At 41.9% G+C, this 15104-nt stretch carries 8 protein-coding genes; 7 read left to right on the forward strand and 1 reads right to left on the reverse strand.

The genetic code is table 11. The features are described from left to right. Positions 1–54: 54 nt before the first annotated feature. Positions 55–423: a DUF4372 domain-containing protein gene (locus L1283_RS27625; RefSeq protein ID WP_429626758.1), complete on the reverse strand. Its 369-nt coding sequence runs from the start codon at positions 421–423 to the stop codon at positions 55–57. Between the two features lie 708 nt (positions 424–1131). Here L1283_RS27625 and L1283_RS27630 point away from each other — a divergent pair. From L1283_RS27630 to L1283_RS27660, 7 genes are all read left to right on the forward strand, one after another. Beyond that, positions 1132–2805, forward strand: coding sequence for a DUF6377 domain-containing protein (locus tag L1283_RS27630; protein WP_088160819.1), 1674 nt, complete (start codon positions 1132–1134; stop codon positions 2803–2805). A 212-nt stretch (positions 2806–3017) separates the two neighbouring features. Then, complete coding sequence (locus tag L1283_RS27635) at positions 3018–6011, forward strand: SusC/RagA family TonB-linked outer membrane protein (protein ID WP_088160820.1); 2994 nt, start codon at positions 3018–3020, stop codon at positions 6009–6011. A gap of 18 nt (positions 6012–6029) precedes the next feature. Continuing rightward, complete coding sequence (locus L1283_RS27640; RefSeq protein WP_088160821.1) at positions 6030–7517, forward strand: RagB/SusD family nutrient uptake outer membrane protein; 1488 nt, start codon at positions 6030–6032, stop codon at positions 7515–7517. A 39-nt stretch (positions 7518–7556) separates the two neighbouring features. Beyond that, positions 7557–9020 (forward strand): SusF/SusE family outer membrane protein, encoded by a 1464-nt coding sequence (locus tag L1283_RS27645; RefSeq protein WP_088160822.1) that lies wholly within the window; start codon positions 7557–7559, stop codon positions 9018–9020. Positions 9021–9100: 80 nt separating this feature from the next. Then, complete coding sequence (locus tag L1283_RS27650) at positions 9101–10852, forward strand: glycoside hydrolase family 66 protein (RefSeq protein ID WP_088160823.1); 1752 nt, start codon at positions 9101–9103, stop codon at positions 10850–10852. Between the two features lie 9 nt (positions 10853–10861). After that, positions 10862–13366: a glycoside hydrolase family 31 protein gene (locus L1283_RS27655; RefSeq protein ID WP_198386060.1), complete on the forward strand. Its 2505-nt coding sequence runs from the start codon at positions 10862–10864 to the stop codon at positions 13364–13366. A 12-nt stretch (positions 13367–13378) separates the two neighbouring features. Further along, positions 13379–15016, forward strand: a complete 1638-nt coding sequence (locus tag L1283_RS27660; protein WP_429626759.1) for a glycoside hydrolase family 97 N-terminal domain-containing protein — start codon at positions 13379–13381, stop codon at positions 15014–15016. The last annotated feature ends 88 nt before the right edge of the window (positions 15017–15104 follow it).

Below are 15104 nucleotides of genomic sequence, written 5' to 3' on the forward strand. Positions count from 1 at the left end.
ATCTCAGATGATCAGGATAATGAATGATTTTTTTTGCATATTAGTGGTGGCATTTTAATGAGAATCAGTGGGGGCATTCTGATGAGAATTAACATCCTTTTGCCAAAGCCTTTCCAAAACAGAGAAATAAAGATCTTTGAAAAGTTCATGCGTACGGTGTATGTTGATATAGGATATATTGGACTTACTTGGAGCTCTTATTACTCCTAAGTGGTTCAGGTTACCAGTTGTACTGCGCAGACCGTTACTAATATCCCGGACCGAATCTGCCGAGGAAAAATGACAGAAAAGCATACTGACTAGATGCGTCCAGCTGTTGATCCCTTTCTGGTGTTTATCACTTTTGTGCTTTGCAACCAAATCCCTGAATAATTCGCGGTCGATAAGAGATAAAATCTGACTAAAAACATTTAAATTTATCATGGCGGTGTGTTATAATTTTGTGATTTAAATATAGCGATCTCGCTATATCAAAACACCGCCATTTTTTAAACGTTTAGGACGCAAGTGATAGGATTTCTATTTTTTATTGTTCCAGTTGTATTGAAATGAAAAAAAAACATAATGTACACAAGAGAAAACCTGCTGTTAAGAGGAGAAAGAGAAAACATACCTCTACTATATCCCAGAAGTCTTTTAAAGAGAGAAAATCACCCTTTTTGATTTTTATGGTCATTATACTGTCCATTATAACAATAATTACAATCATCGTTCAGATAAAACATATATATATACATATTTCAGGAAGAGGGCATTAAAATTCAATAATCAACTTAAAATTTTAGTAATGTTAGGTACTGTATTCACAGTATTTGATTGTGTTTTAGAAGAAGTTGATTGTTAGATTAGTAGTTCAAAATTACGAATTCGAATTATTTATAATAATCCCCTCAACTAACATTTATAGAAATAATAAACAGATAATTGAGGTCAAGATTTTAGGTGTTAAAAGTGTGTCAATATTCAATAAAGGTTTTAAGAACGTTTAAGATTTGTATTAATACGCAAAATATTATCAGAATATTTGCAATTTTTTATTTTTGATAAATGTATAACATTAGTATATGCTAGTTTTGTTTTAAGCCTAGAAAATGTTACTATTGTGTTTTGTCACTTTTGGTTTAAAGTATCATGTATAGACGTGTTTTATGTGTCCTGTTGATTGTTATATCGGTTATCTTATGTAAAGCAGGAACTGGACAGGATACTGCGTTGATACAACTGCTTCAGATGATCGACAAAAAGGAAGTGTTTATGGCCCTCAAAGAAGCGAGAATAGACGATTTGGGACGACAACTTCAGAAATCAATAAATAACACTTCCGGACAATACGAATTAAACAAGCTCCTTTACCAAGAATATTCTTCATATAAACTAGATTCTGCGATTATATATGCTAGGGGAAATGTAAAATTAGCCAAAAGAAGTGGCGATTTCTTCCAAATCAATGAAAGTAATCTGGATCTTGCTTCATTTTACTTCACAGCAGGTATGTATATTGACGCCTATAAAATATTGGCCACTGTAGGTAAGAACAAGCTTCCTAGAGAACTGTTGATCAAGTATTACGATGCGTGGAAAAGGCTCTATAAATTTTATTCATTTTCAAATACCGACGATCGGCAGTATGCTATTCGGAGTGACCGCTATCGCGATTCGCTCTTAAGTGAACTGGACACGGCAAGTAGTCAATACCGTATAGTTTATGCCGAAAAGCTCCATGATGAAGGGAAATTTGAGGAAGCGAAAAAGAGTTTGATGTATATGCTTGATCTTTCCCGAAAAGAGGATCATGAACATGCCATCTTATGTTATGCCCTGGCTAATATCTATGAAAAGGAAGGAAATATTGACCTTCAACGCAAATATTTGACGCTATCCGCGATTAGTGATATTAAAAACGCCATCAAGGAGAATGCCTCGATGCAGGCATTAGCGACCTTATTGTATAAGTCAAACCATATTGAAGAAGCCTATAGCTGTATCAAATCGTCAATGGAGGATGCTATATTTTGTAATGCCCGTTTCCGGACCTATGAAGCTTCGCAGATCTTTCCAATCATAAACTCAGCTTATCAAGAAAATGAATTACAACAAAAGGCAAAATTGACAATCTTTCTAGCGATTGTCAGTATCCTATCGCTGTGCCTCATTATAGCAGTTATTTTGATATACAGGCAGATGAAGCGGGTAAATCGCGTCCGTAGAGAGCTCTTCGAACTCAATCAAAAATTGCAGGTGCTCAATCAGCAATTGAATACAGCCAATGACGAACTTCATACCACCAATAGCGAAGTGCTGTCTATGAATAGCGAGTTGGCAGAAACCAATCACATCAAAGAAGCCTATATCGGTGAGTTCCTAAACTTATGTTCCTTATATATTGATAAGCTCGAAAAATACCAGATTTCGCTCAACAAGATGGTCATGGCCAAGAAGATCGAAGAGCTCAAGCAGATGCTTAAATCACGCGATATGATCGACCATGAAGTAAGAGAATTATACGCCACTTTTGATCATGTATTTTTGCACTTGTATCCGAACTTTGTGGAAGATTTCAATGCACTGTTAGTCGCAGATATGCAAGTCGTCTTAAAGCCAAATGAAGTACTGAGCCCGGAACTCCGTATTTTTGCATTGATACGTTTGGGTATTACAGACAGCGCAAAGATAGCCCGTTTCCTGCACTATTCAACCAATACCATTTATACCTACCGGACCAAATTCAGAAATAAAGCTGCCGTCCCGCGCGAAGATTTTGATGAATTGGTCACAAAAATAGGTCGAAAAGCCCTAAATTATTGACCTAATCTTCTATATATTTCTTTGTTGTATTTGATGTAATATTCTGTTTTTTAGGTTTTTACGTTTTTGTTGTTTCTATATTTGGCGATACACCTCTTTTATCTGCTCTTTGATCCTCTTATTTTTGGATAAACCAATTAGGGGGCGATTTGACACTAGTTTCAAATCGAAATTAGATAACAATTATAAGTAATACGTAAAAATCAAATTTTATGAAAAACCAGGGGCGATTACGTTTTACGTATCCCATTCTCATGCTTTCAATGATTTTGATCTGTTTAAATTCATTTGCACAACAAAGGGAGATTCAGGGTACTGTAAAAGACGAAAACAAGCTAGCTATTGAAGCTGTTTCCGTCAACAACAAGGGGACAACCCAACAAGTACAGACAGATCGAAATGGCCATTTTAAAATGACCGTTGCACATGGTTCAGTTTTGAGCATCTCCTATATCGGCTACAAGACTCAGGAACTAAAAGTAGACAATGCATCAATTTATAATATTATATTAGTCAAGGATAACACAGCACTTGACGAGGTGGTTGTTATTGGATATGGGACCGTTAAAAAGAAAGATCTGACAGGTTCTTTAGCGTCTGTGGGTGCAGAGGCAATGAAAGATAAGCCTGTGGCAAATGTTGGCGAAGCGCTTCAAGGACGTGCCTCTGGTGTACAGGTTATCAACTCAGGCGCGCCCGGAAGCAATGTGTCCATACAGATTCGAGGGCTGGGATCAATCAACAATAGTGCTCCATTGTTAGTGATTGATGGCGTCCCAACGGATCTGTCTCTCAATGCGCTCAATCCAAATGATGTGGAGACAATCGATATCCTCAAGGATGCCTCTGCTACTGCCATTTATGGTTCCAGGGGAGCCAATGGTGTTGTATTGATTTCAACAAAAAAGGGTAATAAAAATAAAGGCAGTATTACGGCAAGTGCCAATTACGCGATTCAGCAGGCAACGAGCCTACCCAAAATGCTGAATGCACAACAGTTTGCGTCGCAGCACAATGAGATGATGGCCAACAACAATAACCGTCAACGACCGGATTTTGCCGATCCTACATTGCTTGGCCGAGGAACAGATTGGTTAGATGCGCTCCTACAGACAGGTAAATTAGCTAATTATGCCCTTAGTTATGCTGGTGGTGGAGAAAAGAATACGTACTACGTCTCTGCTGGTATACTCAATCAGGATGGCATCGTGAAAAACACCGATTACAAACGGTATAATTTTCAGTTTAACAATGAAGCTAAACAGACAGCATGGCTCAAATTGGGCAATACGCTCACGCTAAGCCATGATGTAAAACACAATGGTTCCTATAGCGTATTGAATACGCTTGCCTCATTGCCTACACAACCAATTTTTAATGAAGATGGTACCTATTCAGGGCCAGGAAATGAAGCTATATTCTATGGCGATCTGCGCAATCCGATCGGGACTGCCATGCTTGAACAAAATACAACGAAAGGCTATAATCTTCTTGGAAATATCTATGCGGAAGCAAATTTCTTGAATCATTTCACCTTCAAAACTTTGCTTGGCCTTGATTATAAGGCTTGGGACAATATGACCTTTTCGCCTAAATACAATTGGAAACCCATCCCCGTTCCCAATTCCTATCGGAGTGAAAGTTTCAACAAGAGCCTAACCTATTTGTGGGACAATACCCTCACTTATGCAAATACTTTCGGGGGTGGACACGAAATCAATGTGATGATAGGTTCTAGTGCGCAAAACAATGATTATAATTACATGAATGGAAGTATCAAGGAATTTCTTTCCGACAATAATAACCAGTTAAATAATGGCTTGTTAGATCCAACTGTAGGTGGGAGCCGCAACGAATGGGCGTTATTGTCATTCTTCGGGCGCGCCAATTATACGTTTAAAAATCGCTATCTCCTTACGGCCACTGTACGTCGTGATGGTACATCAAGAATTGCTTCGGCCAACCGTTGGGGGACTTTTCCTTCTTTTTCTGCCGCCTGGCGTATCTCTGAAGAGTCTTTTTTTAACAAAAATGATTTTTGGAGTGATGTTAAACTCCGTATCGGTTATGGAGTTACCGGTAATCAGGCCGTGTTGGATAACTATGCTGCATCAGCCCGCTTAAAAACTGGTCAATATGTTTTCAATGGTATTCCCGTTTCGACATTGTACCCACTCGTTATGCCTAACCCGGGCATACGCTGGGAAACGATCAAACAACAGAATGTTGGAATTGATGCAAGTTTTTTCAAAAACAGGATCCAGTTGACGATGGATGCTTACATCAAAAAAACCTCAGATATGCTTGTCAAAATGAGCGTGCCCATTACGACAGGATATTCAGACAGCTATACGCCAATGATCAATGCCGGAGAGGTAGAAAACAAGGGGTGGGAATTAAGTTTACGTAGCCAAAACCTAAAAGGAGAATTGGTTTGGAATACCGATTTCAATATCTCCTATAATAGAAATAAGGTCGTTAGACTTGATGGCGATGTACCTATTTACTACGGTTATCAGTCCCATACCATTGGACAGCCTGTTGGATCATTTTATGGCTATTTGACCAATGGTATTTTTCAAAACTGGGCCGAAGTGAATAGTTATGCTTATCAATATCAAGGGGCAGATCCCGCTAATAGTACGGCACCCGGCGATATCAAATTTAGGGACATCAATAAAGATGGAGTTGTTAATGACTATGACCGGACCTATTTAGGCAATCCAACACCAAGTTGGAGTTTTGCCATGAATAATAAGTTGTCCTATAAAAATATAGATCTTGAAGTATTCTTTCAGGGGGTGTCTGGAAACCAGATCTATAATGCCAATAGGGTTACCTTGGAAGGTATGTATACCATACGAAATCAGACGACTAAGGTTCTTGATCGTTGGACCGCTGAGGGAACCAGCAATGAGGTGCCGAGAGCGATTTACAGCGACCCCAATAAGAATACACGTAATTCAGATCGTTTTATTGAGCAGGGAAAATACCTGCGTCTGAAAAATCTGACCGTAGGTTATACCTTGCCTGAAGCTGTAGCCAAACGTCTGCATGCAGGACGGTTGCGGTTTTATTTTTCAGGGCAGAATTTGTTTACTTGGACCAAGTATTCTGGCTTCGATCCTGAAGTGATAGGAGGTGTTGACAATAGTAACTACCCGATCACAAAAAACTTTAGCTTGGGATTGGACCTTAGATTTTAACTAATTAGACTCATGATGATGAAAAAAATATTTTATATGGCCCTTGCGGCGATGCCCCTTTGGTTGGGCTCATGTTCAAAATTTTTGGATAAAGAACCTCTTGAGGATCCCAGTGCCGAATCCGTCAAGGATGCTTCCGCTGCTGTTGCAATGATCAATGCGGCTTATCAGCCACTCCAACGACCCAAGTTATACAATATGCGTATATGGTCATTAGACATTATGGCAGGGAATAGTGCCGTGGGTGCAGGTGGTGGCGATGATGGAATAGAAACGATCCAATTGTCCAATTTTTCCACTGGCCCAGACAATTTTTCGGCGGTTGATCTTTGGCGAGGACCCAATCCCGGTATTTTATATTGTAATACCGTCTTGGAAAATGTCCCTTCGATGGATATAGATCCCCAATTGAAAAACAGATTGATTGGCGAAGCCAAATTCCTCCGTGCGAACTATTATTTTATTTTGGTTCAGCTGTTTGGCGATGTGCCGCTTTCATTGGTACCCGCGAAACCTGGAGATGATCTCAAACCGGCTCGCGTGAGCAAAGAACGCATCTATAATGAAGTCATTGTACCAGACCTTAAGGAAGCCATTACACTGTTACCTCGTCGTGAGGAATATGCCGATCAGGATAAGGGACGCGTCAGTAAAGGAGCTGCGGCAGGCCTTTTGGCAAAAGTTTACCTCACACTAAAACAATATCAGTTGTGCATTGATCAATGCAATCAGGTCGAGTCGCTGGGGTATGTGCTTAATGCAGACTATAGTGATTGTTTTGGGGGGGAGCCTCGTCATAAAAATACAGCCGAATCGCTCTTTGAAGTACAATATTATGGACTTACCAAGGCCGGATTTTGGGACGATGAAAATCAGGCAAACTGGCTGAGCACCTATATGGGACCACGCAATTCGGGCTGGGTGGGCGGCGGCTACGGTTGGAATCAGCCAACAGCTGAGTTTGTCTCCCAATACGAAACTGGAGACTTGCGCAAAGATAAAACTGTTTTGTATGAAGGAGGACCACTTTTCGACGGTAAGGCCTACAAATCCAATATGTCGTCCACAGGATATAACGTGCGCAAATTTTTGGTTCCATTGTCCATTTCACCCGATTACAATACCAATGCGGCCAATATCGTTGTGTTACGTTATGCAGACGTGCTATTGATGAAAGCCGAGGCACTCAATGAACTCGGCAATACGGCTCAAGCGGTGGATCCCCTGTATATGGTGCGACAACGAGCAGGTTTGACCGACAAAAAGTCAATTACAGGGCTTTCCCAAGCTGATATGCGTGAAAAAATCCGTCACGAAAGAAGAATAGAACTTGCTTTTGAAGGACAACGCTGGTTTGATATGATTCGCTGGGACAACGGGCAGTATGCGCTTAACTTTCTGCACAGCATCGGCAAGCTCAATGCCACCGCAAAACATTTGTTGTTACCCATTCCTCAAGTTGAGATTGACGCCAATCCAAATTTGAAGCAGAATCCCGGTTATTAAATCCATTTTGGTAATTAACCAACTAACAAATTTAAAAAGATGAAAAGACTATATTATATTATCAATTTGATCTTGATCTCGTCCTTGTTCTGTCAGTCCTGTAAAGACGATTTTGGCAATGTCATCTATCCCGATGGTCCCTTAGAACTCAGTGTCTCAACATCAGATATTGTATTGAATGTTGCCGCCCCGGAGCAGGAAGCTGTAGTATTCGACTGGACTTCGGGTTCTAATTTTGGAACGAATGCAGCCATCAAGTATACCCTTGAAATCGGTGAAAAAGGTAAGGATTTTAAGCCTTCCATTAACAGTACTTTTGAGAAAGGATTGCGGTCACAAAGATATGTTACCAAAGATTTTAATCAATTGTTGATTGAAAAGCTTGGCATCACAGCAGGAAGCGGAGCACAGCTGGAAGCGCGTGTCATAGCAGAGACCCAAGACGGACAAAGCGCAACACAGTTGTCTCAAATAATTAGTTTAAAGATCAAAACCTACAAGCCGGTTACCGAAACACTCTATATCCTTGGTAGCGCAACAAGCAACGGCTGGGATGCGAACAAAGCCAGCAGGATGAATCCGATACAGGGTACGCCAGGAGCCTTTATATGGCAAGGTGTACTGAGCCGGGGCGAGTTTAAGTTTATCAGCACCTTGGGCAATTTTACACCTTCATACAACAAAGGAACAAATAATGAAAAGCTCTATTATCGTGAGTCGGAGTCAGATCCCTACGATGTTCCATTTACCGTTGCCAAATCTGGACTATACCAAGTCAAAGTCAATCTGATCGATCGATCTATTGTCATTACTGAAATTGAGGGAGCTATGTATGATGCACTGTGGTTTGTGGGTGGCTTTACCGGTTGGTCCTTTCAGCCTATGGTGAAAGACCCGAATGACCCTTTTATTTTTACCTATCATGCCGTATTGAATTCTAATAATAGCACCGACGAGTTTAAGATTGCAACGAAGCCAGATTTTGATCCAAGCGTTGTCTTTTTGCGCCCAGAGACAGATCAACAAGGCGTTGGAACAGACCTACCTGTCGTCAAGTGGTCCGAAAGTGAAAATAAGAATGATTATAAATGGCGGATTAATAAAGGAATCTATAAGATCAGACTGGATCTACGGGCCAATAAAATTACCATTGCTCCTTTTACATCGTTTCCGGCTATTTATCTTGTGGGCGATGCGACACCCAATGGTTGGGATATTGCCACAGCAACCCCAATGGTTAAGGGTGATACACCCCACAGGTTTACCTGGTCTGGAACACTTAAAGCCGGTGAATTAAAGTTTAGTTGCGATAAACAGGCCGATTGGAATGGCGCATGGTTTTTGGCTTCACAAAATGGCAGGACACCCTCAGGGCAGACCGAGCAGATGATCTTTAGCAAGTCTGGCTCTAATCCAGATAATAAGTGGAAAGTGACCACTGCGGGTACATACAGTATCATACTGGATCAGCTACAGGAAACAGTCACAATTATCAAACAATAAATCAATCTTAAGCTTTTTCCTCCATCAACAAAATGGAGGAAATTAATAAGCTTCTGTGTGCATGATATAATTATTTACAGATGAAACGAATATTCAGACTTGTGGTTGCCGGCGGAATCCTTCTAAGCGCGAGCTGCAACAACTATTACGATATTGAAAAAGACCCGATCACCTATGGGCAGACCTATTTTAAGCCTGTCATCAATACAGATAAAGCTGTTTATAAACCTGGGGAAAAGATCACATTTACAGCTGCCATCTCCGACAATAATTTGAGTGTCGCCTATACCTATCTGGGCGAATTGATCAAAGAGGAGCCGCTTTCGCAGCTGAGCTGGACCTGGACACCACCTACAACAGACTTTCGGGGCTACATGGTCTATCTTTTTAAAACTGATGATACAACTAAAAAGCCGCTCTACAGCATAGCCGTTGATGTATCTTCTGACTGGCGCAAGTTTCCACGGTATGGATTTGTATCCAATTACGATCGCCTTGATCAGCAGGTAATACAACGCAATGTCGAAACGCTCAACCGTTTCCATATTAATGGAATCCAGTTTTATGACTGGCAGATGGATCAGCATAAACCTTTGGCCGGTTCAGTATCCAATCCGGCTGATTCCTGGCTGGATCTCATCGGCCGGACTAATTACAAATCTACCGTGGATGGCTATATTCAGGCCGCTCATGATAAAGGGATGAAAGCGATGTTCTACAACTTGTTGTATGGCGCTTTGTCCAATGCGGCAAGTGATGGGGTATCCGAACAATGGTACCTTTTTAAGGATAATCAACATCAGGAGAAAGATAGGCATTCGTTGAATGCACCCTTTCGCAGCAATATCTATTTGGTCGATCCCGGCAACTCCGACTGGCAGACCTACATTAACAAAAGACATCAAGATGTATTTGCGGTCTATAATTTTGACGGCTATCATATTGATCAGTTGGGAGACCGCGGAAAACTATATGACTATACTGGCAAAGAAGTGAAACTAGAGCAGCGCTACGCCCCATTCATAGCAGCGTCAAAGAAGGCTTTTCCGGGCAAGTATCACGTGATGAATGCAGTTAATCAATACGGTCAGGAGTCTGGGATAGCACCATCTGCTGTTGATTTTTTATATACCGAAGTTTGGGATCCTAACAAATCATACGATGAATTGGTGAAAATTATTCAAGACAATGACCGTTTTAGCAATTACAATAAGAATACCGTATTAGCAGCTTATATGAACTATGCTAAGTCCAATCAGGCAGGCTTTGTCAATGAGCCAGGCGTGTTGCTGACCAATGCGGTCATCTTTGCCAATGGAGGGGCTCACCTTGAAATGGGAGAACATTATTTGACCAATGAATATTTTGCAAATAACAACCTGCAGCTTAAAGGAACAACAAAGGAAAAGCTGATCCAATATTATGACTTTATGGTCGCTTACCAAAACGTATTGCGAGATGGTGGTACAGCCGCGGTCTTTAGTGTCACCGGTACAAACGCTTTGACTATCAGTAATGGTAAAGCAAGATCAGGCAGTATTACAAGCTATGGGCGATATTTTGCTAACCGCGATGTAATCCATTTGATCAATTTTAAGGATGCCAATACTATGGAATGGCGTGATACCAATGGGACCCAACAGGAACCCTCCAGTATCGATGGCCTACAGATCAAGCTCGACGTGACACGTACTGTCAAGCGTGTATGGCTGGCATCGCCCGATATGCAAGGGGGCGTCGCTATTCCGCTTACTAAAGCGCAGACAGGAAATAAATTGACCATAGATCTGCCGGGGCTCAAGTATTGGGACATGGTTGTGATCGAATATTAAAAACCTATTATGCATAAACTAAAATCTTTTTATTTGATGCTGTTTTGCCTGATCTCCATCGTTCATGGAGCAGCAGGGCAGATGATGAAAGCGACACAATGCCAAGATTATCAGATCGAGGGGCGAAAGGTGACTTTCAATTGCAGCGACGGCGCTAAGTTGGAGCTTTATTTTTGCAGCAGTTCTGTTGTTCGGATATGGTATGATGTCAGCGGCACATTGCAAAGGAAGAATTCTTCCTTTGCAGTAGTTCATGAACAGCTTGAAGACATCGGTGAAATCAAGGTGAATAACGAACCGGCAACCTTCGAAATCTTCACCGGAAAGCTGCGTGTCCGTCTCAACAAGAATCCCATGCAATTGCTGATTTACGATAAGTGGCAAAAGTTGGTTTTCAGTGATTATAAAAGTCTTGGGCACAGCACGAGCGGTACCAAGACGGTGGCACATAAAGTACTGCGTCCCGATGAACAATTCTTTGGCCTAGGCGAAAAGACTGGGCCGCTCAATCGAAGAGGCCGGTCTTACAAGATGTGGAATAGCGACAAACCCTGTTATAGCAGTCAAGAAGATCCATTGTATAAGAGTATTCCTTTTTTCATGAGCAGCTACCATTATGGTATTTTTTTGGACAATACCTATAAAACAGCTTTTGACTTTGGAACCAGCAGTACAGAATCCTATTCCTTTGGAGCACCAGATGGTCCCTTCATCTACTATTTTATCTATGGAAAGGATTATAAAGAGATCCAACAGCAATATATCGCATTGACTGGGAAACCGATCATGCCACCGAGGTGGGCGTTTGGTTTTGCACAGAGCCGTGGACTTTATACACGGGAAGACCAAGCTTTGGAGATCGCTTCCGAATTTCGAAAGCGGGAAATTCCCTGTGATATCATCTATCAGGATATAGGCTGGACACAGGAACTGCAAGATTTCAACTGGCGTAAAGGAAATTATAAAGATCCTAAAGGAATGCTCAAAAAGCTGAATGAAAAAGGCTTTAAGATGATTCTCTCACAAGATCCAGTGGTGTCGCAATCAAATAAGAGTCAGTGGCAGGAGGCCCATCAAAAAGGATATTTTGTCAAGGACCGTCGTACGGGTACATCTTATGATATGCCTTGGCCATGGGGTGGTAATTGTGGTGTCGTTGATTTTACAAATCCATCTGTGGCCGACTGGTGGGGGCAGCTCCAGCAGAAGCCCCTAGCCGATGGTGTGAGTGGTTTCTGGACAGATATGGGGGAGCCTGCCTGGAGCAATGAAGAGGATGTTGATAGACTTCATATGCAACACCAGTTAGGCATGCATGCCGAGATCCACAACGTATACGGTCTTACCTGGGATAAGGTGGTGAAAGAGCAGTTTGACAAGCGTAATCCCAACAAGCGGATCTTTCAGATGACACGCGCAGCATATGCTGGACTTCAGCGCTATACCTTTGGTTGGTCTGGCGATAGTGGCAGTGGAACCGAAGTGACTGAAGGCTGGAGTCAATTGGCCAATCAGGTTGCGGTCGGATTATCGGCGGGGCTTGGCGGTATTCCATTCTGGACGACAGATATTTCAGGTTACTGTGGAGACATTACAGACTACCCTGCTATGGCGGAGCTGTATACACGTTGGATGCAATTTGGTATTTTTAATCCATTGAGCCGTGCCCATCACGAAGGCAACAATGCGGTCGAACCCTGGTTATTTGGTGAGGTCGCCGAAAAAAATGCCAAGACAGCCATTGAACTCAAATATCAACTGTTTCCATATCTCTATTCCCATGCGTACAAAGCGCATCAGACAGGTCTACCTATATTAAGGGGCTTGTTTATGGAATTTCCACAAGACGACCAAGTTATCGGGATCAATGATCAGTTTATGTTTGGACAGGAAATCCTCGTGGCCCCTGTACTGAAAAAAGGCGAACGGATCAAAAAACTCTATCTGCCCGATGGCGAATGGATTGATTTTAACGACAAAAAGACGGTATATCTGGGTGGGCAGCAGATTGCCTACCGAGCACCTCTGAATCGAATTCCGATGTTTGTCAAAAAAGGTGCTATCGTACCCATGATGCCGATCATGCAATATATCGGTCAGGATCCAATACATCCGCTTTATATCCATATCTTCCCCAATTATGAAGGAGAGTCCGCTACATTTGAACTTTATGAAGACGATGGTGAGACACAGGATTATCTCAAAGGTATTGGTGCTACGACACGCTTTACCTGCACAACCCTGGCAGAAAGAGATTTTGAAACAGCGATTCAGCCCCAGGATAAAGGCTACATACCTGCCAAAGGAAGACAGCTCTACTTAAGCTATCATCTTGAAAGCAAGCCCAATGTCGTCACCATTGATGGTAAGACCATACCCTATGCTGTGGCGGACAATAATCAAACGTCAACGATAAAGAAAAATGAGTCCAGTTGGACATGGGATGCCCAACAGGGGAGCTGTATCGTTAAGTTGACGGATAATCGAAATGCGAAAAATATAAAAATCCACTAATTATCATAAAAAATGAAGAAAACGACGCTCTTGATGAGTTTATTTTTAATCACTTTGGGACTGCAAGCCCAAGAGCTGCTTTCGCCTTCGGGAAAATTGAAACTTCAGTTTTCACTGGATGCATCAGGTGCACCGACGTATACCTTGAGTTATAAAGGCAAAGCTGTAATCAAACCCAGTAAGTTAGGATTGGAATTGACCGGCAATACCAAGAAAGTTGAATTTTCAGGGGCAGGAGAAGGCAATGGAGAACCGTTGTCCAGTTCACTGTATGACGAGTTTGAACAGACGGCACAAGAAAGCAAACATGTTGATGAGCGCTGGAATCCTGTTTGGGGCGAAGAAAGTGAGATTCGAAACCATTACAACGAACTAACCATTAGCTTGCAACAGAAAACGTCCAAAAGAAAACTTGTGGTCCGTTTCAGATTATTTGACCAAGGTTTGGGATTTCGCTACGAATTTCCCGAGCAAAAGGAGATGACTTATCTCGTTGTAAAAGAGGAAAAAACGCAATTTGCAATGAATGGCGATCATACAGCTTTTTGGATTCCAGGAGATTACGATACCCAGGAGTATGATTACACCAAGTCTCGTCTGTCTGAGATCAGAGGATTGATGGCCAAAGCGATTACGCCCAATGCCTCGCAGACCCCATTTTCGCCTACAGGTGTACAGACGGCTTTGATGATGAAAAGTGACGACGGGCTATATATCAATATCCACGAAGCGGCTTTAATTAATTATGCCTGTATGCATCTTAATCTGGATGACAAAAATTTTGTGTTTCAATCTTGGCTGACACCCGATGCCAATGGGACCAAGGGCAATTTGCAGACGCCTGCTCGGAGCCCCTGGCGCACAATTATGGTGAGTGATGATGCCAGAGATATTTTGGCTTCCCGGATGACGCTCAACCTCAATGAGCCCACTAAAATTAAAGATCCTTCGTGGATAAAGCCTACTAAATATGTAGGTGTATGGTGGGAGATGATTACCGGAAAGAGCGAGTGGTCCTATACCTATGATCTTCCTAGTGTACATCTAGGTGAAACGGACTATAGCAAAGTGAAGCCTCATGGCAAACATGGTGCTAAGACGGCGAATGTAAAACGTTACATTGATTTCGCAGCAAAACACGGGTTTGATGGCGTATTAGTCGAGGGCTGGAATATTGGCTGGGAAGATTGGTTTGGCAATGCCAAAGATCATGTGTTTGATTTTGTTACGCCCTATCCCGATTTTGATCTGGCAGGCATCCGGGATTATGCCAAGCAAAAGGGCGTTAAGATGATTATGCATCACGAGACCTCGGGAGCAGTCCGCAATTATGAGCGTTATTTGGATAGCGCTTATAGATTTATGAAAGACAATGGTTATGAGGCTGTCAAAAGTGGCTATGTAGGCAATATTATTCCCCGAGGCGAATATCACTATAGTCAGTGGATCAATAACCATTATCAATATGCCTTGGAGAAAGCTGCTAAATATAAGATCATGGTCAATGCGCATGAAGCCGTACGTCCGACAGGTTTATCACGTACCTGGCCCAATCTGATCGGTAATGAGTCTGCACGTGGCACAGAGTATCAGGCATTCGGGGGTAACCATGCAAACCATGTTACCATTTTACCTTTTACGCGGTGTTAATTCTCACTAAAATACCCCCATATATTCTCACTAAAATGCCCCCACCTTAAGTTTTTAATTAAGGTTTAACTTGTCGGAGTATTAAAGT

Source organism: Sphingobacterium sp. HSC-15S19 (assembly GCF_050433745.1).
Classification (GTDB): domain Bacteria; phylum Bacteroidota; class Bacteroidia; order Sphingobacteriales; family Sphingobacteriaceae; genus Sphingobacterium; species Sphingobacterium siyangense.